General features: G+C 64.2%; 26 protein-coding genes. 11 read left to right on the top strand and 15 right to left on the bottom strand.

What is annotated here, in order from left to right; translation table 11 throughout:
• Nucleotides 1-10 precede the first annotated feature (10 nt).
• Genes BUR94_RS18865 through BUR94_RS18875 form a run of 3 tightly spaced genes read left to right on the top strand, consistent with a single transcriptional unit; the run spans nt 11 to nt 2,841 of the window.
• Nucleotides 11-1,027, top strand: a complete 1,017-nt coding sequence (locus tag BUR94_RS18865) for a LacI family DNA-binding transcriptional regulator (protein ID WP_074257980.1) — start codon at nt 11-13, stop codon at nt 1,025-1,027.
• Entirely contained in the window at nt 1,024-2,010 is a 987-nt protein-coding gene (locus tag BUR94_RS18870) for a PfkB family carbohydrate kinase (protein ID WP_074257981.1), read from the top strand. Before BUR94_RS18865 ends, BUR94_RS18870 begins: the two co-directional genes overlap by 4 nt.
• 3 nt (nt 2,011-2,013) lie before the next feature.
• Nucleotides 2,014-2,841, top strand: a complete 828-nt coding sequence (locus tag BUR94_RS18875) for a class II fructose-bisphosphate aldolase (RefSeq protein WP_074257982.1) — start codon at nt 2,014-2,016, stop codon at nt 2,839-2,841.
• 88 nt (nt 2,842-2,929) lie between these two features.
• On the opposite strand, the gene BUR94_RS21075 is transcribed toward BUR94_RS18875, so the two are convergent.
• Genes BUR94_RS21075 through BUR94_RS18890 form a run of 4 tightly spaced genes read right to left on the bottom strand, consistent with a single transcriptional unit; the run spans nt 2,930 to nt 5,966 of the window.
• Nucleotides 2,930-3,052 carry a hypothetical protein gene (locus BUR94_RS21075; RefSeq protein WP_281249228.1) on the bottom strand — a complete coding sequence of 41 codons (123 nt, stop codon included), beginning with the start codon at nt 3,050-3,052 and terminating at the stop codon, nt 2,930-2,932.
• Between the two features lie 13 nt (nt 3,053-3,065).
• Complete coding sequence (locus BUR94_RS18880; RefSeq protein ID WP_074257983.1) at nt 3,066-4,373, bottom strand: TRAP transporter large permease; 1,308 nt, start codon at nt 4,371-4,373, stop codon at nt 3,066-3,068.
• On the bottom strand, nt 4,373-4,885 hold the full coding sequence (locus tag BUR94_RS18885; RefSeq protein WP_074257984.1) for a TRAP transporter small permease subunit: 513 nt from the start codon (nt 4,883-4,885) through the stop codon (nt 4,373-4,375). Before BUR94_RS18885 ends, BUR94_RS18880 begins: the two co-directional genes overlap by 1 nt.
• A 58-nt stretch (nt 4,886-4,943) precedes the next feature.
• A complete protein-coding gene (locus BUR94_RS18890) occupies nt 4,944-5,966 on the bottom strand; it encodes a TRAP transporter substrate-binding protein (RefSeq protein ID WP_074257985.1) in 1,023 nt (340 codons plus the stop codon).
• 162 nt (nt 5,967-6,128) lie between these two features.
• Between BUR94_RS18890 and BUR94_RS18895 the strand changes: the two genes are divergently transcribed.
• The 3 genes from BUR94_RS18895 to BUR94_RS18905 all read left to right on the top strand — a co-directional run bounded on the left by BUR94_RS18895 (nt 6,129) and on the right by BUR94_RS18905 (nt 8,408).
• Entirely contained in the window at nt 6,129-6,800 is a 672-nt protein-coding gene (locus BUR94_RS18895) for a GntR family transcriptional regulator (RefSeq protein WP_074257986.1), read from the top strand.
• 16 nt (nt 6,801-6,816) lie between these two features.
• Complete coding sequence (locus BUR94_RS18900; RefSeq protein ID WP_074257987.1) at nt 6,817-7,911, top strand: isocitrate/isopropylmalate dehydrogenase family protein; 1,095 nt, start codon at nt 6,817-6,819, stop codon at nt 7,909-7,911.
• A 194-nt stretch (nt 7,912-8,105) separates the two neighbouring features.
• Nucleotides 8,106-8,408, top strand: a complete 303-nt coding sequence (locus BUR94_RS18905) for a putative quinol monooxygenase (protein WP_074257988.1) — start codon at nt 8,106-8,108, stop codon at nt 8,406-8,408.
• Between the two features lie 271 nt (nt 8,409-8,679).
• On the opposite strand, the gene BUR94_RS18910 is transcribed toward BUR94_RS18905, so the two are convergent.
• The 11 genes from BUR94_RS18910 to BUR94_RS18960 form a co-directional block, all read right to left on the bottom strand.
• Nucleotides 8,680-8,895, bottom strand: a complete 216-nt coding sequence (locus tag BUR94_RS18910) for a hypothetical protein (protein ID WP_074257989.1) — start codon at nt 8,893-8,895, stop codon at nt 8,680-8,682.
• Nucleotides 8,895-10,172 (bottom strand): hypothetical protein, encoded by a 1,278-nt coding sequence (locus BUR94_RS18915; protein ID WP_074257990.1) that lies wholly within the window; start codon nt 10,170-10,172, stop codon nt 8,895-8,897. The genes BUR94_RS18910 and BUR94_RS18915 overlap by 1 nt, the downstream gene beginning before the upstream one ends.
• Nucleotides 10,169-10,600, bottom strand: a complete 432-nt coding sequence (locus BUR94_RS18920; protein WP_139301360.1) for a hypothetical protein — start codon at nt 10,598-10,600, stop codon at nt 10,169-10,171. Before BUR94_RS18920 ends, BUR94_RS18915 begins: the two co-directional genes overlap by 4 nt.
• A 126-nt stretch (nt 10,601-10,726) precedes the next feature.
• Nucleotides 10,727-11,578, bottom strand: coding sequence for a bacteriophage T4 gp5 trimerisation domain-containing protein (locus BUR94_RS18925; RefSeq protein WP_139301361.1), 852 nt, complete (start codon nt 11,576-11,578; stop codon nt 10,727-10,729).
• Nucleotides 11,563-12,552: a hypothetical protein gene (locus tag BUR94_RS18930; protein ID WP_074257993.1), complete on the bottom strand. Its 990-nt coding sequence runs from the start codon at nt 12,550-12,552 to the stop codon at nt 11,563-11,565. Before BUR94_RS18930 ends, BUR94_RS18925 begins: the two co-directional genes overlap by 16 nt.
• Entirely contained in the window at nt 12,545-13,210 is a 666-nt protein-coding gene (locus BUR94_RS18935) for a hypothetical protein (protein WP_074257994.1), read from the bottom strand. Before BUR94_RS18935 ends, BUR94_RS18930 begins: the two co-directional genes overlap by 8 nt.
• Nucleotides 13,207-14,298, bottom strand: coding sequence for a type VI secretion system tip protein TssI/VgrG (locus BUR94_RS18940; protein WP_084193205.1), 1,092 nt, complete (start codon nt 14,296-14,298; stop codon nt 13,207-13,209). The genes BUR94_RS18935 and BUR94_RS18940 overlap by 4 nt, the downstream gene beginning before the upstream one ends.
• Complete coding sequence (locus BUR94_RS18945; protein WP_074257996.1) at nt 14,273-14,488, bottom strand: hypothetical protein; 216 nt, start codon at nt 14,486-14,488, stop codon at nt 14,273-14,275. The genes BUR94_RS18940 and BUR94_RS18945 overlap by 26 nt, the downstream gene beginning before the upstream one ends.
• The gene (locus BUR94_RS18950) at nt 14,488-15,441 is read right to left on the bottom strand and encodes a hypothetical protein (protein WP_074257997.1); all 954 of its coding nucleotides are present in this window, start codon (nt 15,439-15,441) and stop codon (nt 14,488-14,490) included. The genes BUR94_RS18945 and BUR94_RS18950 overlap by 1 nt, the downstream gene beginning before the upstream one ends.
• A gap of 12 nt (nt 15,442-15,453) precedes the next feature.
• Nucleotides 15,454-17,589 (bottom strand): type VI secretion system Vgr family protein, encoded by a 2,136-nt coding sequence (locus tag BUR94_RS18955; RefSeq protein ID WP_074257998.1) that lies wholly within the window; start codon nt 17,587-17,589, stop codon nt 15,454-15,456.
• Between the two features lie 164 nt (nt 17,590-17,753).
• The gene (locus tag BUR94_RS18960; RefSeq protein WP_074257999.1) at nt 17,754-18,683 is read right to left on the bottom strand and encodes a LysR family transcriptional regulator; all 930 of its coding nucleotides are present in this window, start codon (nt 18,681-18,683) and stop codon (nt 17,754-17,756) included.
• An 84-nt stretch (nt 18,684-18,767) separates the two neighbouring features.
• On the opposite strand from BUR94_RS18960, the gene BUR94_RS18965 reads away from it, so the two are divergent.
• From BUR94_RS18965 to BUR94_RS18985, 5 genes are read left to right on the top strand one after another with little or no spacing between them, the layout of a single operon-like run.
• Nucleotides 18,768-19,952 (top strand): CaiB/BaiF CoA transferase family protein, encoded by a 1,185-nt coding sequence (locus tag BUR94_RS18965; RefSeq protein ID WP_074258000.1) that lies wholly within the window; start codon nt 18,768-18,770, stop codon nt 19,950-19,952.
• A complete protein-coding gene (locus BUR94_RS18970; protein ID WP_074258001.1) occupies nt 19,949-20,893 on the top strand; it encodes a beta/alpha barrel domain-containing protein in 945 nt (314 codons plus the stop codon). The genes BUR94_RS18965 and BUR94_RS18970 overlap by 4 nt, the downstream gene beginning before the upstream one ends.
• Before the next feature lie 23 nt (nt 20,894-20,916).
• Nucleotides 20,917-21,897, top strand: coding sequence for a TRAP transporter substrate-binding protein DctP (gene dctP, locus BUR94_RS18975; RefSeq protein ID WP_074258002.1), 981 nt, complete (start codon nt 20,917-20,919; stop codon nt 21,895-21,897).
• A 12-nt stretch (nt 21,898-21,909) separates the two neighbouring features.
• Nucleotides 21,910-22,443, top strand: a complete 534-nt coding sequence (locus BUR94_RS18980) for a TRAP transporter small permease (protein WP_074258003.1) — start codon at nt 21,910-21,912, stop codon at nt 22,441-22,443.
• Nucleotides 22,440-23,726, top strand: coding sequence for a TRAP transporter large permease (locus tag BUR94_RS18985; protein ID WP_074258004.1), 1,287 nt, complete (start codon nt 22,440-22,442; stop codon nt 23,724-23,726). The genes BUR94_RS18980 and BUR94_RS18985 overlap by 4 nt, the downstream gene beginning before the upstream one ends.
• The last annotated feature ends 3 nt before the right edge of the window (nt 23,727-23,729 follow it).

Here is a 23,729-nt window from a genome sequence, read left to right on the forward strand (position 1 = left end):
GAGGCTTGGCGTGACGCAGAAGGTGACAGCCCTCGACATCGCCACCCGGCTGGATGTGTCGCGCTCCACCGTGTCGCGCGCCTTCGACCCGATGTCGCGGATCTCGCCCGATGTGCGCCGGCGCGTGCTGAAACTGGCCCACGAGCTTGGCTACCGCCCGACCACGGCAGCCCGGCTGATGATGCGGGAATACCCGCATGTGATCGCGGTGATCGTGCGGGATGTGACCAACCCGATGCGCGCAGGCATCATGACGCGGCTGATCCGGGAGCTCGAACGCGGTGGCAACCTGCCGCTGGTGTTCCAGGTGCCCAACGCACGCAGTGCGAGCGCGCGGATCGAGGCGATCCTGAGCCACCTGCCCTCGGCGGTGGTGATGACCGGTTTCATGCCCACCTCGAGCATGCTGACACTCTGCTCGCAACGCGGCACGCCCACGCTGATCCTCAACCGGGGCGGCATCAAGGGGTTGGCGGCCAACTACGTGACCAGCGATCACTTCGCCGGCGGGCGCATGGCCGCGGCAGAGCTTGTGGCGCGCGGGTGCCGCAACATCGGTTTTGTCTCCGGTCACGGCGGCAACGACCCCGATGCGAGCGCCGAGCGGCTGCGCGGCTTTCTTGCCGGGCTCGAGCAGGCCGGCGCGGTGGCGATGGCGGCCCATGACGGCGACCACACCTACGAGTCAGGCCGCCAGGCCGCGCGGGAGTTCTTCACCGCCCGCACCCGGCCCGACGGCGTGTTCTGCGGCAACGACCTGATGGCCATGGGCTTCAAGGACACGGCGGAGGAGGAGTTCCGCCTCACCGCGCCCGCCGACTTCCAGCTCATCGGCTACGACAACATCGAGACCGCCGGCTACCGGCCCTATCGGCTCAGCACCGTGGCGCAGGACATGGCCGCGGTGATCGCCGCCGCCGTTCGCGGCATCAACGAGCTGGTGGAGAGGCCGGACAAGTCGATCCGCGTCACGGTCCCGGTCGAATTCATCGCACGCAACACCACGGCAGAAAGAGGCCCAGAATGACCAACCCGAAGAGCCAGCTGCGGTTCATCGTCATTGGCCGGGCCGGCATGGATCTCTATCCCGAGCCCGCCGGCACGAAGACGGCCGAGGCCACGCGCTTCTCGGCCATGCTTGGCGGGTCCGCGGCCAATATCGCGGCAGGCCTGGCGCGTCTGGGGGCGCAGGTGGAGCTGATGACCGCACTTTCGGATGATCCGGTCGGGCGCTTTTGTGCCGCCCAGCTCGAGGCCTTCGGGATAGGGCAGGGGCTCGTCTCCACCTCCGGCCCCGACACGCGCACCTCCCTGGCCCTCTCCGAAAACCGCCTGGAAGACCATGAGACGGTGATCTACCGCAACGGTGCCGCCGACTTCGACCTCGCGGTTGATCTGCCGGACCGGATGGAGCTGGATGGCCTCGCCGCGCTGGTCGTGACCGGCACGGCGCTGGCCCGCGAGCCGTCGAGGGCCGTCACCCTGCACGCCATCGCCCGTGCGCAGGAGGCCCGGGTGCCGGTGGTGCTCGATCTCGACTATCGGCCCTACTCCTGGGCCAGCGCCCGGGACGCCAGTGAGGTTTACGCGGCCACGGCGCGCCGCAGCGACATCGTGGTGGGCAACGATCTCGAGTTCGCCATTCTGCAAGGCACGTCCGACCCAAGTCCCGACTACGCCCGTCAGCTCAGCAACGACGGGCCGGAAACCTGCATCTACAAGATGGGGCAGGACGGGGCGATCACCTTCCATGCCGGAGCGGAGAGCGCCAGCGGCATTTACCCGGTCACGGCACTCAAGCCCGTCGGCGCAGGCGATGCCTTTCTTGCATCCTTTCTCGCGGCGCGATTTTCCGGCGGCGAGATGTCCGAGGCGGTGCGGCGTGGCTCGGCGGCGGCCGCGCTGGTGGTGTCGCGTCCGGGCTGCTCCAATGCCATGCCCCTGGCCGAAGAGGTCACCGCGTTCATGTTGGCCAACATCATGACCGCGCCCGGCGCGGTGGAGGGCTGAGACATGCCGCTGGTGACCCTGAAAGACGCGATGGAGTGCCTCCCCGGCCACCGCGGCGCCCTTGCGGGCCTCGTCGTGCTCGGCTGGGAGGATGCACAGGCCTACATCGCTGCGGCCGAGCGCGTCGGCTGCCCGGCCATCCTTCAAGCTGGGCCGGGATGCCGGGCCCACACGCCCCTGACCGTGCTGGCCGAGATGTTTCGTGTTCTTGCGGCGCGTGCGCGCGTGCCTGTCGTGGCGCATCTCGACCACGGCAAGAGCCCGGAAGAGTGCCTGGCGGCCATCGAGGCAGGCTTCTCCTCGGTCATGTATGATGGCTCTGCCCTGCCGCTCGCGGAAAACATCGAGAACACGGGCAGGGTGCTGGAGGCCGCACGCCGCGCAGGAGTCAGTGTCGAGGCCGAGCTTGGCGTCGTCGGCTATGTGGGCGCGGCCCCCTCTGTTGGCACCGACCCGGAAGAGGCCCGCCGCTTCATCGCGGAGGTGCCAGTGGACGCCCTGGCCATCTCGGCCGGAAACACCCACCTGAGCACGTCCGACAGCGTGCCGGTGGACATTGCGGCCATCCGGGCGGTGGAGGCCGTCGTGCCGACGCCGCTGGTGCTCCACGGCGGCAGCGGCATTCCCCGCGCCCAGCGGCGGCAGTTGGCGCTCGAGACGCGGGTCATGAAGTTCAACATCGGCACCGAGTTGCGGCAGGCCTTCGGAGGTGCCCTGCGCGCCTTCCTCGAAGTGAACCCGACCATCTTCGACCGCAACGCCATTCTGGGCAGCATCATCGAACCTGTGGCCGATGCGACTGAAGAGACGCTGAAACACCTCCAGGCCTGAGCCCGGCTGTCCGGTAATCCTGGCTCTCTTCTTGATAGCAGTCTGTCCCCCGTCAGCACTTGGTCAAAACGGAGCCGGGCTCCGACACCTAGATTGCCCCACGTGCAAAGGTGATCAGTGCACAGACCAGCACAACCACACCGACCGCTCCCACGATCTCCGGCCACCAGCCGAACTCGTAGACCTCGTGATCTTCGTCGTTCGTATCCATAATGGCGTCCTTTCTATAGTCCGGGCAGCCAGAGCGCGATCTGCGGGAAGATCATGACGAGCGCCAGGCCAATGATCTGCAGGCCGATGAAGGGCATCACGGCGAGGAAGATCTCTTGTAGCGTCACATCCTTGGGTGCCACGCTCTTGAGGTAGAAGCAGGCCGGCCCAAAGGGGGGTGAGAGCATGTAGATCTGGATGTTCATGGCAAAGAGGATACCAAACCAGACCGGATCATAGCCCAGCTGCACCACCACGGGCGCAAAGACCGGCACAGTGATGAAGACGATGGCGATCCACTCCAGGAAAGTTCCCAGGAAGAAGATAATCAGCATCATCACGATGATTACCATGATCGGCGCCATGTCGAGGCCAGTGAGGATACCACTCAGAAAGCGGGTGCCGCCCATCAGGTTGTAAATCCCCACGAGGCTCACGGCTCCGATGATCAGCCACAGGATGGAGCCGGTCGTTAGAGTTGTGGCCCAAAGTGCTTCACGCACGCCCTTTGTGGTCAGCTCCCGCCGTGCGGCCGCCACAATGAGAGAGCCGACTGCGCCAATCGCGGCGGATTCCGTGACTGTCGCGATGCCGCCGTAGATCGAGCCGAGCACGCCGAAGATCAGCAGGAAGGGCAGGATCAACCCCTTGAGATATGCGAGCCGCTGAATCAGCGGCAGCTGGGTTTCGGGGCTGTCGTAGATGGGGCCGATGGCGGGGTTCAACCTCACCCGGAAGAGGACGTAGCCGATGTAGAGTCCGGCCAGTAGCATCCCGGGAACGACGCCGGCGGTAAAGAGGTCGCGCACCGAGACACCGGCTTCGGCGCCGTAGACGATCAGCACCACGCTAGGCGGTATCAACGTGGCCAGCGAGCCTGAGGCGCAGAGCACGCCGATGGAGAGTTTGCGGTCATACCCGAGCCGAAACATCTGCGGCAAGGCGATCAGTCCCAGCAGCACGATCTCGCCGCCGACAATACCCGACATGGCCGCCAGCACCACTGCCACAAGGCATGTCTGCACAGCCACGCCGCCACGCATGCGCCCACCTAAGATCGCCATGGAGTTGAACAGTTCCTTCGCAACTCCGGATCGCTCCATGATATTGGCCATGAAGACGAAGAAAGGCACCGCCACGAGGGTTTGCTTGTCCATCACCTTGGTGACGGCGGAGGTGACGAGGATAAAGCCGTTGCTGCCATAGGCTAGATAGGCGGTGGCGACTGAGATCAGCAAAGTGGAGGCGCCGAGCGGCACCCCGATTGCCATCAGGATGAAGAGCGCCGAAACGATATAGAGCGTGACGAGTTCAATGCCCATTATTCCACTCCCAGCCCTGCGGGCGTGTGGCGCTTGGTCGAGGGAGTAAGCAGGTTCGCCAGTAGCTGCAGGAAGTAGAGCACCGCTGAGCCGACAAGCATGGTCTTGACATAGGTTGGCGTATAGGGGTCGAAGGCGCTGCCCGTGGTCTGCGGCGCCTTGAGCACCTTCACCATCGGTTCCCAAAGCATGACGGTGAGCCCGGCCACGCCGACCATCGACAACAGGATCGCGAGCTTTTTCATCCGGCCCCACAGCTTTTCTCCGAGAAGGAGTTCCATGGTGGTCACGGTGATGTGGCGGCGCTGCTGGGTCACGGCACCCACGCAGAGCATCCATGCAGTGGCGACCAGCACCATGATTGTCTCGGAAGTCCATGAGGTCGGAGCGCCAAGCACGTAGCGCATGAAGACCTCGTAGAGCGATAGCGCAATGGCCGCGAGGTAGAATACCCCGCAGACCTTGCCGAGGAAGACCGACACCTTCCCCATGATCGTCACATATGCCTGCATTTTCCCCTCCCCGGTGGCCAGGAGGGGCGAGCGCCTTGGCCCTCCCCTCCCTGTTCCGCTACGGCTTCAGAAGGCCGATTTTCTTCATGAAGTCATAGTGGGCGTCGAGCGCCTTGCGGGCCTCAGGCGACTTTGCCGCCGTTTCTTCCCATGCTTCGGTGGCGAGCACGCGGAACTTGTCGCGCTCTTCCTGGCTCCAGTCGACCACGGTGATGTCCCCGGCGGCCTGATCGGCCTGCACCTGCTGCTTGTCCTGCAGGTCGAGCTGGCGGCGCAGGTCGTCATAGGCAGCATAGAACCACGTTTCCACCGCGAGCTTCTGGTCGTCCGACATGCCCTCCCAGACGCCCTTGTTCAGGACGAACTGGCGCACTGCCATGGAGTGGATGCCTGGGTAGAGCGGATACTTTGCAACCTGGTGGAAGCCGCTGGTGGAGTTGTTGATGTAGGCAGATGCGTCGGCCGCGTCGATCACTCCCTTCTCTAGCGAAGTGAAGACATCGCTGATCGACATCGACACCGGCGCGGCTCCGGCCTTCTGGAACACCGTGGCTGCGAGACCCGAGGGCGAGCGGATCTTGACCCCTTCGAGGTCGGCGACACCACGGATTTCGACGGTCGAGACCAGCGCCTCCTTGGAGACCGCGCCGCAGCCGACAACATGCATCGCGTCTGGCAGCACCGAGTCCCACAACTCCTGAAGCGCTTCGCGCCCGCCGCCGTGGCGGCAGAAAGTTTGCACCTGTTCAGGAGAATCATAGCCGGCGATCAGGTCGCCCATGATCGCGAAGGCCGGGTTGCGGCCAGTGAAATAGGCGACCGAGTTCAAGTCGCCGCTAAGCACACCGGCCATGACCGCCTCGGGGGTTTCGTTGCGATCGACGATGGCATTGATCGGGAAAAACTCCACGGTCACTTCACCCCCCGTCATCGCCGAGAGGCGCTTGCCCCATTCGTCTTCCAGGTAACTGTATTCATAGGCGCCGCTCTGCGCTGACGACTGGATCTTGAGAACTGTTTCCGAACTGGCCACCGTGGCAGCTAGCGACACTGCCGCTGCCGTCAGAATCATCCGTTTCATCTTTCCTCCTCACACCCACCGGATGGGCGGTTTCTAGGCCGGCGCACCGGCAAGTTCGCATACTAAGGCATTTTGCTTTGCATCCGTCAATGTATGCATTAATTTATTTGACGGCTTGGACGTGAGGTGCAATTGTGGCCGAAACAAAAGGGATCAGGCCGGATGGCAGAGGCTGCCAAGTCAACACGTGTCGAAGCCGCTTATGAGCGGTTGAAGGACGAGATCCGGACCAACCGGATGCCGCCCGGCTTTCAGGCGCCTGAGCCCGAGATCGCGCTTCGACTTGGTATGAGCCGCACACCTGTGCGCGAGGCCCTGATCCGCCTTGAAGCGGAGGGGTTGGTCGAGTTGATCCCCCGCCGGGGTGTGCGGGTCCTGCCAATCCGTGCCGAGGATATGCGCGAGATCTACCAGATTCTGACCTCGCTGGAGCCTGACGCCGCCGCCCGCTACGCCGAAACGCATCCCAGTGATCAAGAACTCGCCCCATTGGAGCGCGCTACCGCCGACATGGAGGCCGCGCTGGAAAGCGAGGATCTCGACACCTGGGCCGAAGCCGATGATCGCTTTCATCAGATCTTGCTCGACCTGCAAGGGAACCGGCGCCTGAAGGAATTTGTCCGCGCGCTCTACGATCAGGCCCATCGGGCGCGGGTCGTGACCATGCGGATGCGCGGCCCTCCCCACCGCTCCACTCAAGAGCACCGCGATATCCTGAACTACCTGAGAGCCGGCGACGGGGACTCCGTGCGGCGCCTGTTCAAACAGCACCGCACAAGGTCCGCCGAAGAACTGCTGGCCATTCTGGAAAAATACAAGTTGGGCCAGCTCTAGGCCGGAAGGAAGCATCATGTCAGAGAAGCTGAGCATCGCCCTCATTCGGGGCGACGGGATAGGTGTGGACGTAGCGAATGCGGCGCTTGCAGTGGTCGATGCCGCCGTGGCCAAGGTCGGGCTGCCTGCATTGTCCTACGAGGAGATCACCGCAGGCGCGGCCTACTACAAGGAAACCGGGCGCGACATCGAGCCTGGTGGTGAGAAACGGGCAGGCGAACTGGATGCGATCTTTCTTGGCGCCATCGGACTGCCTTCGGTGCGCCACGACGATGGCACCGAGATTGCCCCGCACCTGCGCTTGCGTGACCGCTATGGCCTCTATGCCGGCGTTCGCCCAGTCAAGGCTTATCCGAATGCTCCACAACGGTTGGCTGACCCACGCGCCGCGGAGATCGACATGGTCATCCTGCGCGAATCCACCGAAGGCCTGTTCTTCTCCGCCGCAACCCACGGCCGCCCGAACTTTGCCAGCGATCACGAAGTGCGCGACACGCTCCGCATCACGCGTCCGACCACCGAAAAGCTATTTCACTTCGGCTTCCGCCTCGCCGAGAAGCGGAAGGCCCGTGGTCGACCCGGCAAACTCACCTGCGTCGACAAGGCCAATGTGTTCAACTCCATGGCCTTCTTCCGAAAGATCTTCGATGAGATCTCGCCGCAATACCCGGAGGTCGAGGCCACGCACAATTACGTCGACGCCCAGGCGCTGGACCTGATCCGCAAGCCTTGGGAATTCGACGTGATGGTGATGGAGAACATGTTCGGCGACATCCTCTCCGACCTCGGCGGTGGCCTTGTCGGGGGCATGGGCATGGCGGCCTGCGCCGAGATCGGCGACGAGGTCGGCCTCTTCCAACCCGCCCACGGCTCAGCGCCGGACATCATGGGGCAAGACAAGGCCAATCCGCTGGCGGCTGTGCTCTCGGGTTCCCTGATGCTCGACTACTTGGCGGAACGCACCGGCAATCACCGCTGGACCGAAGCGGCTGAACTGGTCGAAACCGCGGTACAAAGCGGCTTCGAGGCCAACCGCCTCCGCCCGATGGAATTTGGCGGCGACATGGGGACCCTCGCGGTCACGAAAGAGCTGCTGGAGCTTCTGGGCTGAGCCATGGCCATCACGATTGGTGCGCCCTCCGTTTCCGGCCGCCCCCTCGCCTCGGCCATCGGTGCAAGTAAGGAACTCGAGCCAACGGCACGGGTCTTCGTCACGCCTCTGTCACTGTCCATCTGCGCGTTGGACGCAGAGCAGGCTACCAGTTTCGTTCAACGATTTCCGAACGCCGTGAGAAAGGAATAGGCATGTATGTCGTCACAGTCGTTTTCGAACCCCATGTCGGCCAGTTGGAGGCCTTCTTGCCGCTCATGCTGGAGAATGCCCGCCGCTCCCTGGAGGACGAGCCCGGGTGCCACAGATTTGACGTTTGCCTCTCCGCGGACCGCAGGAGCGTCTTCCTATACGAGATCTACGAAGATGAGACCGCCTTCGCGGCACATGTCGAGACCGCGCATTTTAAGTCCTTTGATGACGCGATAGTTGACTTGGTGCGGCAGAAAACCGTCAAGACCTACGCGTTGCTTGAGGCAGATGTTCGTCCGTCCTGATCTCGGGTTGGCACTTGGCGGTGCCGACAAGGATAAAGGCACGTCAAGCGGCACAAGTGTCACCAGATCGAAAGAGCCACAGAGGTCTGGTCTCAGCGAGCGCCTGGACCAGCAGGGGACGGGACTGCGGCCCTTCGTCGATCTGCGGCCCACCCTATCGCCCTCCCGGCAGAAGGCCTGCGGCCCCTGCAAGAAAGGCTGAAGGCTGGCACGGCCTTCCTTGCGTCTCCAGCCACCCGGACCTTGATCATGGCCGTTTCGATCCGCGACCTCACTCGGAGTCGGGCGCGAGGCCAAGCTTCAAACCAACTCTTGAACGAAACACAAAGCCAACCACGACGATGCCTGTCAGCGTCAGAAAAGCAATCACTGCAGGGATTGGCCCAACCATGAGCATAAGGATCGAAACAGGGATCACGGCGGCCCCAGGCAAATAGATCGCGACCAGCTGATAGAGATGAAAGAGAGATGTCCGAACAGCGCTCATTACAGCCGATCCTGATAGAAGGTCATGAACGCATCCAACGCGTAGGCCCCGAACAGCCGGTCGCCCTCCTTCAGCTGCGGGCGCTTGCGGTTGTCCTCATCCTCCGCCGCCGGGTTCGGCCCCGCCAGCGCCCGCCATTCTGCCTCGGGAATCGGGATCGAGGCCACGATCACCGTGCTGCCCTCGGAGAGCAGCGGCTCGTCCACGCAGAGGGTCAGATGGCTCCGCAACATGGCGTCCCGCCTCTCGGTGTCGGCCCGGTAAGCGTGCAGGATTGAAAGACATGGACCGCAAGGATCACGGCGCCGATCACGCCGACGGCGGCCGAAATGATCTGGATGATGCGTATCAACTGAGCTTGATCCCTTGTGGCTCGAAGTGGCTCGTTGCGCGCTGCTCCACCTGGCCGGGTTCCATCGCGCGCACGGGCCACAGGGCATGGAGCTTCCGGCTCGGCCGGGCGCGTAGGTGGGGACAACATCCTGGCTCCGGCGCAGGAAACCGCCGCGTGCATCGCGGTTCGTGTGCATGCTGTTCCAGGCCGACACGCTCGAGGGGTCTTGTCCGGTTTCCTCCAGCACATCGACCTGCGCCCCGGCCACGGTTGCGTAGTCGAGGCACCAGTGCACATCGATGCCAGAACCAAACCTGTCCTGCGCGAAATCGACCTCCGCCGCCGAGGAGGCCATTACAATCCTGCGGTCGCCGCGCAGCTGATGGAGTGCCGAACCGATCCGGCGGTGGGTCGCCAGCATGAGCACGTTCTGCGCACTGTCCACCAGCAGGGCCTCCGCGTTGGTAAAGCCGTCACCCACCATCCGGAAGGCAAAGCTCAGCTTCTCTTCGTCCCGGTCGATCTCGAGATGAAGGCTGCAGGTCACATCCAGACCGGGCACGACCGCGTCATACCCACCCTTGAACGTCTGCACGAAGGGCATTGCGAAGTTCTGGCCGGTGTAGCCCACCATGGCTTGCAACCCCTGGTCGCCATCCTCGCGGTATGCGTCGATCTGGGCGCCATCCGAGGTGGCATGCGGGCGCGTGTTGGCGGCAGAATAGTCCTGCTCCATCCCGAAAGGGTGCGAACTGACGTCCGATGCGACAACCGACGGCGTGGCACTCGCGGCGGCCAGGTCGAAGGTCTTGCGCAACCGGATGCGCGACGTCACCGAGAGCGATTGGCTGAAGCCACGGTTATCCCCGTGAAAAAGCAACCCGCTCGGTCCGAAGTTGGCAAGCGGATGGAACGACCGGACATGGAGCGTCAGGGTGCTCATGGCTTGGCGCCGCCCTCCATCACGCTGGACGTGTCGCAGATCTGCAGGTTTGCGTGCTCCACACAGCTGTAGGCAGACCTGTCGTGCAGGTTGACGAGCGCGGATATGCGGCGGCTGTCCGAGACCGTCCAGCCGGATTGCGCATCGACGTGATGCTCGAGCACCTCGGCGTCGGGCTTGCCCTCTCCCTGTCGGAAGCTGCCAACCGCAAATCTGTCCGTGGTGATGCCGGACTTGCTCTTGGTGCGGAAACGGTAGGCCATTTCGGCGCCTTTCGGCAGGTCCACGATGACAAGGTTGGATCTGGCAGCGAGGTGAATGTCCACCTCGGTCTCATCGTTCTCGGAGGCCTCGCCGGGCCGGAACACGAGCGTCACCAGGCCGCCCTTGTCCTGCAACTCGCCTTCGATGACAAACGTAATATCCAAGGTATCCTCTTTCATTGGCGTTTCTGCCCGCATTCCGGGGGCAAGGACGAACGCGACCGCGCCGACAGCCGCAGCGGCGATGGCCGTCACAAGAATTCTGGTTGCTCTTGGCACTGCCACTCTCCGTCAGTTGAGGTCGATCCGGCCAGACTTCATCTTGATCGTCGACGCGGCGTCCACGTCGAAATCGAGACACCGGATCTTGACCAGGCCGTCCGGCGTGAGCCGGATTTCCGATTTGCCGCAGCGCAGGACGAGTTCCTTGTGGGCGTCGATCACCTTGCGCCCGCTCACGGCTTCCTTGAAGTCCTGGCCCACCGAAATCCGGAACGACTGGCCCACGTTGGTCGCCTTGTTCTTGCCGATACGCTCGTGCGCATGGGCCTCGGCGTCCACGGAAAAGGACCCGCCCGCATCGAGGGTCACATTGCGTTCGGCCTGGAGCGAGAAACTGCCCTGCCCCCCCGCCGAGCCCCGGCTGAGCCTGTGACCGGCAGGCCTGAGGCCGAACGGGTCCATCCGCTCTTCGCCCCCGATCAGGGCTCCGCCCGCCCCTCCGCCAACGCTGATCGAAAAGCTCTTCCCGACGGTATCAGTGCGCGACAGCTCGACCTCGGTGAGCGCATGGCCCCCGACCGAGCGCACATCGTTCTCGTCGATCCGGGCCGTCGCGTGTTGGTCGACCTTCACGGTGACATCGCGCTGGGCCCGCAGAAAGACCTCTTCCCGGCCCTTTTCGTCCTCGAAACTCAACTCGTTGAAGTCATGTGCCCCGCCGGTCTGATGGCTGTCGCTCCGGAAGACCGACTTGGTCTTGTTCGCCGGCAGCTCATAGGGCACCTCGTTCTTGCCGTTGTAGACGCAGCCGGTGACCAGCGGCTTGTCGGGGTCGCCCTCCAGGAACTCGACCACCACCTCCATGCCGATCCGCGGGATCACCATGCCGCCCCAGCCATTGCAGACTATTCCCACAACCATTCGTAGTTGCGCGGCGAAGGGATCGGAAGGTGATCCTGGATGTTCCGGAGCAGGTTGCCGGTCGCCGCTCGACCCAGATGGGCCCGGTTCAGGGCTACGCGGCTCATTTCGCCCTCGGCCACCTCGGTGGTGCTGAACGACATGTAGTCGAAGACGGCGTTGGCGGTGAGGTTGCTGCCAAGGGTATCCTGCGCTGTCCAGTCCACATCGGACAGCTGGGTCATGCACATCCGGATCGCGCGGCCACCCGGAAGCTGGGTTATGGCGGTGCCGGTCCGGATATGGGTCGCCAAGCCGAGCGTATCGCCTCCAGCGATAATGAAGCTCTCCGCGTTCGGGAAGCCATCTCCGGTCATGGTCATCTGAACCTGTGCCTTTCCGTTCGCACGGTCGAGATGGAGGAAGAGTTGATTGGTCACGTCGAGATCGGGCACCACGCCATTGTAGGGGATCCAGCCGTCGTCGGCGCTGCCGACATCGTCGCGCGCTTCGTTGGAGTTCGGGCCGCCGAGGATATCATGCCCGATGTCGGTATCGGCGAAGTAGAAGGCAAAGTTCTTGCCGGCGTATTTGATAGTGATGTTGGCTGTCTGGTCGCCGTCCTCGGTGTAGGCGGTGATCGAATAGTGCTCCTCATGGCGCGGCTTCTTGCGCGGCTCGGAGTAATCGTTCGCCATGGGAGGAGCATCGGGCACAGTAATGTCTGGAAGAGGCGTGTTCTGAGTGATCACCTCGACAGCGTCGCCCGGGGCGTTCAGGACCCGATGTGCGATTGCATTGGCAGAAGGGTAGGAGTCGCAGTCCAGCCCGACGACCTGGCCAGCCTGAAGATCGATTTCCACCCAGTGAAATATCCGCGAAGAATCGCCGGTTGCGAAGGAGAAGTCTCGGTCGTCTCCCTCGAACCCCAAGCCGCCGGCACCGAAGTTGGCATCTGGATGAAACGACCGGGTATGAAAGAAGATATTACTCACTGTACTCTCCAGATGTAGCCTCCAGTACTTGCGCCATTGTCGGCTCGTAGACGGTGACCCCTTCGTACCGCGTGACGCTGCTGGCCTGCTTTTTCACTTCACGTCCATACACCCTGATCAAGCGCGCGTTGTCGCTGCTCGCTTTCGGCCCGCGCACGACAAGAGTCGAGGCGTCGTAGGAGACCCACTCCCCGCTTTCGGGATCCAGCGATTTGCCCGAGCCCACTCCAATGCGTTCGCTCTCGAGCGGCTTTGCCTTGCTCAGGCGTGGGTCGGACACCAGGTCGAACCCGTACGTGCCGCCCTCGGGGTAATACATCTCGACGAAATTGACCCGCCCGTTCAGATAGGCGCCGAACAGCCGGTCGCCTTCCTTCAACTGTGGGCGCTTGCGGTTGTCTTCATCCTCCGCCGCAGGGTTTGGCCCCTCCAGCGCCCGCCATTCCTCCTCGGGGATCGGGATCGACGCCACGATCACCGTGCCACCCTCGGTGAGCAGCGGCTCCCCGATATAAAGCGTCAGATGGCTCCTCAGCATATTCGCCCTTCTCTCTGAATTCTCCATGGAAAACTTCACGATCTGAAAGATGTAGATCGCAAGGATCACGGCCCCGACAACGCCGATGGCGGCCGAAATGATCTGGATGATGCGTATCAATTCAAATCGATCCTCTGTCCCTTGAGCCCTATCTTGCCGCCCGAGGTGACCGAGGTGTCTCCACTCAGCATTGCCGTAAGGTCCTTTCCGTTGATGATGATCGTGCCATCCGCCTTGAGCCGGATTTCTGCCGCACCGGACCTCAGGTGTATCTCCTCATGGGCATCGAGCCGGTACTTGGCGCCGACCACATGCGAATGATCCTTGCCGGTATTCTCCCGCACATTGTCGCGCACGGTCTGCGACAGGTTCCGGCCATAAGTCATGCTGGCTTGCCCATCGACATTCTGCGACCAGTTCGCCCCTGCCGAAAGCGCGATCGTAGATGTCGCATTCACGGTGAAATTGCCCTTGCCCGACAGGTCGGGAAAGGACTTTTCGAAATTGTAGGCGGCAACACGAATGCCCTGCGAATTTCCCGTGAGCGGCGCGCGCACAAAGCTTCCATGTGGTCCGGTGCCGACATTGAAAGTCATGTCCATGCCGACATTGTGCACATCCACAAGCCGCACCTCTCGCAGGCTGGCGGCACCGATGGATTCTACCTTTGTACGATCCACACGGGTGGTCTGGTGATTGAGCACCTTGGTGTTGTGATCAAGCTGCGCATGAACGAAGATCTCCTCCCGCCCCTTCTCATCCTCGAACCGTAGCTCGTTGAACCCGCGGCCCTGGTGGGTGTCGCTCTTGAACGTGCTCCGCGTCTTGTGCTTGGGCAGCTCGTAGGGCACCTCGTTCTTCCCGTTATACACGCAGCCGGTGACCAGCGGCTTGTCGGGGTCGCCCTCCAGGAACTCCACCACCACCTCCATGCCGATCCGCGGGATCACCATGCCGCCCCAGCCCTTGCCGGCCCAGCTCTGGCTTACCCTGCAGCGCATCGAGTAGGCGTCGGCGAGGTCCCAGTGGAAGCGCACCAGGATGCGGCCATATTCGTCGCAGTCGATCTCGCCCTCCCGGCAGAAGGCCTGCGGCCCCTGCAAGAAAGGCTGAAGGCTGGCACGGTCTTGCTTGCGGCTCCAGCCGCCCGGACCTTGATCATGGCCGTCTCGATCCAGGACCTCACTCGGAGTCGGGCGCGAGGCCAAGCTTCAACGCAACTCTTGAACGAAACACAAAGCCAACCACGACGATGCCTGTCAGCGTCAGAAAAGCAATCACTGCAGGGATTGGCCCAACCATGAGCATAAGGATCGAAACAGGGATCACGGCGGCCCCAGGCAAATAGATCGCGACCAGCTGATAGAGATGAAAGAGAGATGTCCGAACAGCGCTCATTACAGCCGATCCTGATAAAAGGTCATAAACGCATCCAACGAGTAGGCAAACGCGTCAACTTCGGCTTGAAGGTCATCTGGAAGAGTCTCGCACGCATCGGCAATTCGCTGCAAATCGCGGATCTCTTCACTCGTGACAGAAAGCGCACGTCGGTCCCCGAAAATCGCGGCGCTGTAAAGCTCCAGGGGCGAGGGTGGGCGCCCCATTTGCCATGATGTGGCATATTGGGTTCGGGTTTCGCGAATCTCGGTCATGTTGATGTAGGTGCGAAGCATGCCGCCCCATCCCGCCAGGATAAAGTTCATCGTCATCTTTGCAGCAAACTCGCTGCCAATCGCAGACCAACGAACCGGAGCCGGTGTGCCGGTGAGATACTTTCTGGGAATGCGCACTCGACGCAGGGAAAACCCCACGAAGGCGCCTCCCGCCACCCTCTGCCCCATCGTTTGCACCGCGTTCCCGAACTGATGGTCAATCAGCTGGTTCAACTCACGGAACCGCGCAAGCTCGTCCGGGTCCGAACTGAGGCATTCTTCGATTTCGGCTTCGTGCTCATCTAACCCCAGAGCAATCCGCGCCATTTGACGAAGCAACAGGTAGGCCGCTCGCTTGTTTTGCCATAGCAGCGAGAAACCCTCATGGATCGCGTCGCCAGCCTCGGTCACGTTGCGTCTGGCGACCGACCCGAGCAGCCCCATTCGTGCGGGCCTGTAAAGAATTCCGAGCCACCAATCTTTCCCGTAGTTGGCAAAAAGCGCCTCATCAAAGTCGAAACGCTCGTACCAATGCTCTTCAAGGAATTCGATCGGCTGGACCTCTGCGCAGTTGATGATGTCACCGTTCCGATCCATTCCGCAAATGATCTGGTCGGCAAGGTCGTCCTCTCTGTTGCCCATGACGACATATCGTCCATCCGCGGTCAGACCCTCGTCGGGCAACCCGTCCTGTGGCATTCGTGTTCTCCGTCAGTTCAGGTCAATTCTTTTCGCGACGAACTTGATGAAGTTCTTCACCAACCCGCGCAGCGTTCCTGCGCGTAGTTCCATCGCCTCACTCCCGTGGATCGCCACCTTTGTGCCGCGCAACACGATCTCGCCGCTTTTCTTCAGTGAAAAACTGCTCCGCCCGCAGACAAAGTGAATAGCATCTGCAGCGCGGACAAATTTCTTGCCACCCACCGCTTCCGAAAAGCTGTCCGTGGTTGATATCTCGAGGCCGTCGGACACGTTGATCGACATATCCTCATCACTATTGATGGTGATCGACTTTTCCGAAGAAACAACGATGTTGTTCTTTGCCTCAAAGAACTGGTTCCCTTCGGTCCTTACAGAATAGTTGCCCTTCGGCTTCATTCGGCTGCCGCGTTCCCCGATCCGATAACCGTAAACGCCAATGCCTTGATCGTTCCACCTCAAGCCCGGCGACACGGGGCCATCACTGTCTTCAGAGCCAATCCGAATAGAGTAATTGCCTCCGACGAACGTCTGTTTTGCATACTCGACTTCCTGAACAAACACGTGCCCGACCGACAGTACCTGGTTGTTATCAGTCCGTGTGGTGTGGTTGTGCAGCGTCTTTTCGTTCACGTCCTTTTCGGCATGGATGAAGATCTCTTCCTCGGCGTCTTTGTCCTCGAACCGGACCTCGTTGTAGCCCTTGCCCTGATGCGTATCCGTCCTGAACGTGCTCCGCGTCTTGTGCTTGGGCAGCTCATATGGCACCTCGTTCTTGCCGTTATACACGCAGCCGGTGACCAGCGGCTTGTCGGGGTCGCCCTCCAGGAACTCCACCACCACCTCCATGCCGATCCGCGGGATCACCATGCCGCCCCAGCCCTTGCCGGCCCAGCTCTGGCTTACCCGGCAGCGCATCGAGTAGGCGTCGGCGAGGTCCCAGTGGAAGCGCACCAGGATGCGGCCGTATTCGTCGCAGTCGATCTCGCCCTCTCCCACCACCCGGGCGGTCTGCGGGCCGTGGATCCGCGGCTGCGCGGTCTTGCGCGGCGGCGCCCAGGGCGCGGAGACCGGGGTCAGCAGGTAGCTGCCCTTGTACTCGGCCTGCGCGCTGTCCGCGCCCGCGCCCGCCGAGCGGTAGAGCTCGCTGGTGTAGCTGTGCCGCGCCTCCAGGCAGAGGTGCGCCTCGCCCTCGGTGAAGGCGGCGTTCGGCCCGTCGGCCACGCAGCGCATGCCCGCCTTCAGGCTCTTCACGTCGCCCGCGGCATGGGTGCGAAGGTCGCCCGCCCGCTCCTGCGTTGTGCGCAGCCCGACCACGCCGCGCCCCGCCTCGGCATCGGGGTAGACGCCGGGGTAGTCGTAGCTCTCGATCTCGCCATGGGCATGGGCCGCGTCGCCGACCTGCTCGGTCAGCAGGTTCGCCACCGGGGTCTTGAAGTTGTAGTCGGTCAGCCTGACCTTGCCGGTGGTCATGCCGCGCGCCTCGCGCCACTCCCAGAAGTGCTCCGCGTCCTTGCGGATGAAGGTGCCGGTGTCGCGGTACTCGCGGCTGCGGCCGGGCAGCTCGTCCATCGCCTCGTGGCTGTCGGTGAGCACCATGCAGTGGTTGCCGGCCTCGTGGCGGAAGTGAAAGCTGATCCCGAAGCGCTCCATCATCCGGCAGGCGAAGGCGAGGTCGCTCTCGCCGTATTGCACGGTGTATTCCAGTTTGGGGTAGCTCTGGGCCAGGTCCAGCCGATGGGTCTGCGCGCCCGCGCCCGACCAGGCGCCCAGCACCTCCTCGAGGATCTCGTCGACCGACTGTTCGTGAAAGATCCGCTGCTGCCGCCGCAGCCCGGCAAGCCAGAACCAGGGACGCAGGGTCAGCGCGTATTCGTCGCCGGCATCGCCCAGCCGCTTCCACTCGATCTCGGTCACCACCCCGTCGAAGGCGACCTCGTCATGCCCCAGCGTGGCCAGCATCACCGTTGCATGGGTGCCCATCAGCGCATCGGTCTCCAGCCCCCGCGGCGCCCGCACCGCGACCGAATAGCAGAACAGATCGCTGACCCGTTCGGTCCCCTCCAGAGACACCAGAAGCAGATGATCCTTGCCCAGCACGGTCTCGATCCGACCGACGTTGTGATCTTGGGTGAGCGCACCGTCCATGAAACAAACCTTTGAAACGCGTGGCGAAAATTGCCGGATAAAGGACGGTAATCAGGTTAAAGAATACACACCCGAAGATGCACGTTTCCCATGAGGGTGCAACCCCGGGGCGGCCAGTTTCTTGGCGCACTGGTCCATAGGTGCACCGGGGCCCGCCGCCTGCCTCAACCCACCAGTTGCGCCTCCCACCGGCCCGAGGCGACCGCCTCGCGCACGTGCGCGAGCAGCAGCGCGCGGATCGCCTCGGAGGCGAAGGTCGCCGGTCGGGAGGCGAGCCGGGTGAGGTGAAGGGTGCGCGACAGCTCCGGCGCCACGATCGGGCGGGCGGTGATGGTGCCGCGCTCCAGTTCGTCCTGCATGAACAGCCGGGTGCCGATGGCGCAGCCGAGCCCGGCCACCAGCGAGCCGGCAATCGCCTGCACCGAGTTCATCTGCAGCCGGGCGCGCGCTTCCAGCTTCTTCAGCAGCGCCGTGTCATCGAGGATCGCGCGGGCCGAGATGCCCTGCCGCAGCAGGATGATTGGCAGGTCGAGCAGCGCATTGAACTGGATCGGGGCCGTGGTGTCGCCGATGATCTCGGGCCGCCCGACACAGACCAGCGGCTCCTCAAGCACCGGCTCGGAGCTGAACATCGGGTCGTCGGGCGTGTTGTAGATCAGCGCCATGTCCACCTCGGAGGCCATGAGCGTGGGCAGCGCCACCCCCGAGAGGCTCTCGGTGAGGGCAAGCTGCACCGCCGGAAAGTCGCGCACCACCTGCGCGATGAAGGGCACGCCGATCGCCTTCACCGCCGAATAGCTCATGCCCACCGAGACCGGCCCCGAGACCTTGCCCTCGTGGTCCATCATGTCGGTTTCCGCCGAGGCCATGGCCCGCAGGATCCCGCGCGCGTGCTCGTGCAGCCGCCGCCCGGCCGCCGTGGGCTCCATCCCCCGCGGCTTGCGCTCGAACAACGGCTGGCCGAAGCGCGCCTCCAGCTGGGCGAGGTGATGGCTCAGCGCCGAGGCCGCCACGTTGAGATGCGCCGAGGCCCGCGCAAGCGAGCCATGCTCGACGATGGCGACGAAGTACTGGAGCTGGCGTGTGTCGAGCATTCTGGTTTCCAGAAAGGAGGGGTCGAAACACTATAGTATTCCGTTCGCAGCACCTTGGCTATCCTTCCGCTCGGGAGGACTGCCATGACCGAAGACCTGAGGCCGCTCGCCGGGCTGCGCGTTGTCGAGATGACCCACATGATCATGGGGCCATCCTGCGGCATGTTCCTCGGGCTGCTCGGCGCCGAGGTGATCAAGGTCGAGCCGCCCGAGGGCGACAAGACCCGCGCCCTCACCGGCATGGGACGGGGCTTCTACCCCACCTTCAACCGCGGCAAGAAGAGCATCACGCTCGATCTGAAGTCGGAGGCCGGCGTCGCTGCGCTGCACCGGCTGCTGGCGGATGCCGATGTCTTCGTCGAGAACTTCCGCGACCAGTCGCTGGCCAGGATGGGCCTCGCGCCCGAGGTGTTGCGCGAGAAATACCCCGAGCTCATCGTCTCCTCCCTGAAGGGCTTCCTGAACGGCCCCTACGAGAATCGCACCGCGATGGACGAGGTGGTGCAGATGATGACCGGAATGGCCTACATGACCGGCCCCACCGGCCGCCCGCTGCGCATCGGCTCTTCGGCCAATGACATCATGGGCGGCCTCTTCGGTGCCTTCGCGGTGCTCGCGGCGCTCCTCCAGCGCGGAAAAGACGGCAAGGGCCGCACCCTGCGCACCGGGCTCTTCGAGAACTGCCTCTTTCTCGTCGCCCAGCACATGGTGCAATTCGACATCGAGGGCCGCGAGGCCCCGCCGATGCCCGAGCGCGAGTTCTCCTGGCCGGTCTACGACATCTTCGAGACCGCTGACGCCCGCCAGATCTTCATCGGCGCGGTGACCGAGGGCCAGTGGGTCACCCTGTGCAATCTCCTCGGGCTCGAGAGCCTGCGCAACGACCCCCGCCTGCAAAAGCGGATGGACCAGATCGAGGCGCGCGACTGGACCATCCCGATCGTGGCCGAGGCCGTGCGCACCCGTCGCTTCTCCGAGCTGCTGGAGGCCTTCGAGCCCGCCGGCATTCCCTTCTCGCCCATCCACCGGCCCGCGGAAATGTATGACGATCCCCACGTCACCCGCCCCGGCGGTCTCTTCACTTCGCGGCTGCCCGAGGGCCAGACCTACCGCGCGCCGATCATGCCCTTCGAGATCGACGGCATGCCGCTGCATGGGCCCTCGCTCGACATTGCCGCCATCGGGGCGGATACCCGCGCGGTCCTGAGGGACGCGGGCCTCTCCGACGAAGAGATTACCCGTGCCAGCGGCATGGAGGCCACGGCATGAGCCTCGAGGCCATCTATCCCGCCGACCGTGTGACCCTGCGCGAGGTCGGCCTGCGCGACGGGCTGCAACTGGCCAAGGCCGTGCCTTCGACCGAGGCCAAGCGCGCCTGGCTGAAGGCCGAGGCCGCCGCCGGGGTGCGGCACTACGAGGTTGGCTCCTTTCTCCCCGCTGCCCGCTTTCCGCAGTTCGCCGATATCCACGAGATCATCTCGGCCAGCGGGGCGCTGGGGCTCCACTCCGCCGGGCTCACGCTCAACGAGCGCGGGGCAGAGGCCGCCATCGCCACGGCCATCCGCGAGATGGTTTGCGTTGTCTCCGCCACCGAGGCGCACAGCGAGGCCAACGCCCGCCGCTCCCGCGCCGCTGCCGTCGAGCTGGTCGGCAAGGTGGCCGCACTGCGCAACGAGCGGGCGCCGGACAAGCTGGTGAACGCCGGCATCGCCATGGCCTTCGGCTGCTCCCTCTCGGGCAACGTCGACCCGGCCGAGGTGCTCCGCCTCGCCGAGGCCTGCCTCGCGGCCGGGGCCGACATCGTCGGCCTTGCCGATACCGTGGGCTATGCCGGGCCAAGGGCCGTGGGCGCGCTTTGCGCCCAGATGCACCGGCTCTGCGGCAACCGGCCCTTCATCATCCACCTGCACGACACGCGCGGCCTGGGGCTGGCCAATGCCGCCGCAGCGCTGGACAACGGCGCGCGGGTGGTGGACGCTTCGCTCGGCGGGCTCGGGGGCTGTCCCTTCGCGCCTGGTGCCACCGGCAATGTCGTGTTCGAAGACGTGGTCTTCCTGGCCGAATCCATGGGCTTTCCCACGGGTATCGACCTGGAGGCCCTCACGCCCGCCCGGGCCATCGCGGAGGAGGCGCTGCCGGGCGAGTCCTTTCATGGCGCCCTGCACCGCGCAGGCCCGCCGACAAATGCAAATTGGCAGGCCACGGCCTGACCGCACCACAGGGAGGAAACCCAATGAAACACATCGCAACCGCCACGCTCGGCGCAGCCCTGCTCGCCGCGCCCGCCGCCCAGGCCGCCACCGAGATGCGCTGCAGCCACCAGCTGCCGCCCGCGCACCACATCGCCAAGGTCGTCGACCGCTGGGCCGAAGAGGTCGAAACCCTCTCGAACGGCGAGATCGACGTGCAGGTCTTCGGTGCCGACAGCCTCGTGGGCGCGAATGACAACATCGTCGCCACCGCCAAGGGCGACATCGAATGTGCCTTCTCGCTGAACTTCCAGTGGGGCAAGACCCTCCCGATGATGAACGTCACCGTCGCGCCCTTCGCCTTCGGTGACATCGCGATCTGGGAAAAATGGCCCGAATCCGAGGCCGCGGCCTTCCTCGAGGAGAAGCTGCTGGAGAAGGGCGTCAAGAACGTCGTCTGGATGTTCCAGACCAACAGCTCGGTCTTCACCACCAACGGCGAGCCGCTGGTCGCGCCCGAGGATTTCGCAGGCCTCAAGTTCCGCGGCCTGACCCCGCCCTTCGATGCCGGCCTCGCCGCGCTGGGCGCCACGCCCACCGCCATGCCCGGCTCCGAGGTCTACCAGGCGCTGGCGACCGGCGTGATCGACGGCGCGGTGACCGACGTGGCCGCCGCCGTGTCGCGCAAGTACTACGAGGTGCAGGATGCCTTCACCGTTGTGCCGGTGCTCTCGGCCTACCTCCACGGCTACCTGAACCCCGAGTTCTACGACGGCCTCTCCGACGCCTCCAAGGCCGCCCTTGCCGAGGCCGGAGCCAAGGCGTCCGCCTGGGCCATCGAGGCCTCGGTCGAGGCCGGCGCCGCCGGGCCGGACCAGCTCAAGGAGAAGGGCGTGAAGGTGCATATCGCCACCCAGGAGGAGATCGACGCGCTGGAAGCGGTCATGCGCCCGGCCTTCGACAAGGCCTTCGGCGAGGGCGATGCCGACAGCGCCAAGCTGATCGAACTCCTCGGCAAGATGTGACCTGACAGGCCGATGCACGAGCAATCGAGGGAGGAGGCGCAACCCGCCTTCTCCCGCCTTCCCCTCTTTCCCGACCGGATCGTTACCGGCCTCGTCCGGCTCTGCGGCGCCGTCTCGACGCTGCTGATCCTCTATATCTTCGGCCAGATCTGCGTGGCCGTGGTGCGCCGCTACGTCTTCGACGCGCCGCTGCAATGGAACGACCAGATGGCCGGATACCTTCTGGTGGCCGTGGTCATGCTGGGCGCCGCCGAGGCGCTGCGCCGGGGCGATCACATCGGGATCGACCTGCTGGCCTCCCGCCTGTCGCCCGCGCGCGCCCGTGTGCAGGCCGCCGTGGCCAACCTCGCCGTCATGGGCTTCGCCGCCGTGGTCGGCCTCTCGATCTGGGAAAGTATCGCCTTTGCCCGCCGCTTCGGCTCCTACTCCATCGGTTACATCGAAGTTCAAACCTGGATCCCGCAGGTGCCGGTGGTGCTCGGCGCAGGGCTGCTCTTTCTCGCCGCCGCGCTCCGGCTCTGGCGCACGCTGAGGCCGCTGCCATGACCCTCGCCCTCGTCTTTCTCGGGCTGATCCTGCTGCTGCTCGCGGGCATCCCGATCTTCGCAGCACTCGGCCTCACCGCCACCGCGATCCTCGTTCTCGTCGAGGGTGACATCGACGGGCTGGGCGACGCCGTCTTCGCGCATCTCAACAAGCCGGTGCTGGCCACCATCCCGCTCTTCGTCTTCATGGCCCAGGTGATGATCCGCGCCAAGGTGATCGACGATCTCTATTCCTTCGCCCACACGTTGATCGGCCATATCAAGGGCGGGCTCGGCGTGGCCACGGTCATGGCCTGCACCATCTTCGCCGCCATTTCCGGCTCTTCCGTCGCCACAGCCCTCTCCATCGGTTCCAGCGCCATCCCCCAGATGAAGCGCTACGGCTATGCCGAGCGCGACGCGCTGGGCGTGGTCGCGGCGGGCGGCACGCTGGGCATCCTGATCCCGCCGTCCGGGCCGATGATCCTCTATGCCATCGTGTCGGAGGCCTCCATCGGCGGGCTCTTTCTCGCCGGCATCATCCCCGGCCTGCTGCTGGCACTGATGTTCTCCGGCTGGTGCATGGTCCAGGCCCGCAGCCGCCGCGGTGTGGATGCCCCCGACTGGGCGGGCTGGCGCAAGGCCACCGCCGCGCTGCGCCGCTCGGTCTGGGCGCTGCTGGCCCCGCCGGTGGTGATGGGCGGCATCTACTTCGGCATCTTCACCGCCTCCGAGGCCGCCGCCGCCGGCTCGCTCTACGCCCTGCTGGTCGCGGTGCTGGTCTACCGCAATTTCGGCCTGCGCGACCTCTGGCACTGCGCCTATGCCACCATGCGCACCTCGATGATGGTCTTCATGATCATCGCGGGCGCCGCCATGTTCGCCCATGCCATCACCCTGGTGCGCCTGCCCGTGGGCGTGACCGAAAGCGTCACCGCCATGGGCCTCGGCCCGATCGGCTTCATCCTCGTGGTCATGGCGCTGATCTTCGTGCTGGGCATGTTCCTCGAGAGCATCGCCATCATCCTCATCACCACCCCGATCCTGCTGCCCACCATGATCGCGCTCCAGATCGACCCGATCTGGTATGGCGTGCTGCTGATGATCAACCTCGAGCTGGCGATGATCACCCCGCCCGTGGGGATGAACCTCTTCGTCATCAAGGGCATCACCGACGCCCCGCTCGGCACCATCGTGCGCGGCGCGGCACCCTATGTCGCGCTGATGGTTGTGGGGCTGGCGCTGCTGGTGCTCTTCCCCGGCCTGGCCACATGGCTGCCGACGGCGGCGGGCTTCGGGCGCTGAGGC

This window comes from Vannielia litorea (genome assembly GCF_900142295.1).
Classification (GTDB): domain Bacteria; phylum Pseudomonadota; class Alphaproteobacteria; order Rhodobacterales; family Rhodobacteraceae; genus Vannielia; species Vannielia litorea.

Bases quoted from the DNA above. Each gene is read 5' to 3' on its own strand.
- BUR94_RS18870 (WP_074257981.1), top strand. From the start codon at position 1,024: ATGACCAACCCGAAGAGCCAGCTGCGGTTCATCGTCATTGGCCGGGCC.
- dctP (WP_074258002.1), top strand. From the start codon at position 20,917: ATGAAACACATCGCAACCGCCACGCTCGGCGCAGCCCTGCTCGCCGCG.
- BUR94_RS18885 (WP_074257984.1), bottom strand. From the start codon at position 4,885: ATGCAGGCATATGTGACGATCATGGGGAAGGTGTCGGTCTTCCTCGGC.
- BUR94_RS18945 (WP_074257996.1), bottom strand. From the start codon at position 14,488: ATGAGCGCTGTTCGGACATCTCTCTTTCATCTCTATCAGCTGGTCGCG.
- BUR94_RS18900 (WP_074257987.1), top strand. From the start codon at position 6,817: ATGTCAGAGAAGCTGAGCATCGCCCTCATTCGGGGCGACGGGATAGGT.
- BUR94_RS21075 (WP_281249228.1), bottom strand. From the start codon at position 3,052: ATGGATACGAACGACGAAGATCACGAGGTCTACGAGTTCGGCTGGTGG.
- BUR94_RS18965 (WP_074258000.1), top strand. From the start codon at position 18,768: ATGACCGAAGACCTGAGGCCGCTCGCCGGGCTGCGCGTTGTCGAGATG.
- BUR94_RS18960 (WP_074257999.1), bottom strand. From the start codon at position 18,683: ATGCTCGACACACGCCAGCTCCAGTACTTCGTCGCCATCGTCGAGCAT.
- BUR94_RS18910 (WP_074257989.1), bottom strand. From the start codon at position 8,895: ATGAGCGCTGTTCGGACATCTCTCTTTCATCTCTATCAGCTGGTCGCG.
- BUR94_RS18985 (WP_074258004.1), top strand. From the start codon at position 22,440: ATGACCCTCGCCCTCGTCTTTCTCGGGCTGATCCTGCTGCTGCTCGCG.
- BUR94_RS18890 (WP_074257985.1), bottom strand. From the start codon at position 5,966: ATGAAACGGATGATTCTGACGGCAGCGGCAGTGTCGCTAGCTGCCACG.
- BUR94_RS18915 (WP_074257990.1), bottom strand. From the start codon at position 10,172: ATGAGCACCCTGACGCTCCATGTCCGGTCGTTCCATCCGCTTGCCAAC.
- BUR94_RS18925 (WP_139301361.1), bottom strand. From the start codon at position 11,578: ATGGTTGTGGGAATAGTCTGCAATGGCTGGGGCGGCATGGTGATCCCG.
- BUR94_RS18970 (WP_074258001.1), top strand. From the start codon at position 19,949: ATGAGCCTCGAGGCCATCTATCCCGCCGACCGTGTGACCCTGCGCGAG.
- BUR94_RS18950 (WP_074257997.1), bottom strand. From the start codon at position 15,441: ATGCCACAGGACGGGTTGCCCGACGAGGGTCTGACCGCGGATGGACGA.
- BUR94_RS18905 (WP_074257988.1), top strand. From the start codon at position 8,106: ATGTATGTCGTCACAGTCGTTTTCGAACCCCATGTCGGCCAGTTGGAG.
- BUR94_RS18980 (WP_074258003.1), top strand. From the start codon at position 21,910: ATGCACGAGCAATCGAGGGAGGAGGCGCAACCCGCCTTCTCCCGCCTT.
- BUR94_RS18880 (WP_074257983.1), bottom strand. From the start codon at position 4,373: ATGGGCATTGAACTCGTCACGCTCTATATCGTTTCGGCGCTCTTCATC.
- BUR94_RS18955 (WP_074257998.1), bottom strand. From the start codon at position 17,589: ATGGACGGTGCGCTCACCCAAGATCACAACGTCGGTCGGATCGAGACC.
- BUR94_RS18895 (WP_074257986.1), top strand. From the start codon at position 6,129: ATGGCAGAGGCTGCCAAGTCAACACGTGTCGAAGCCGCTTATGAGCGG.
- BUR94_RS18875 (WP_074257982.1), top strand. From the start codon at position 2,014: ATGCCGCTGGTGACCCTGAAAGACGCGATGGAGTGCCTCCCCGGCCAC.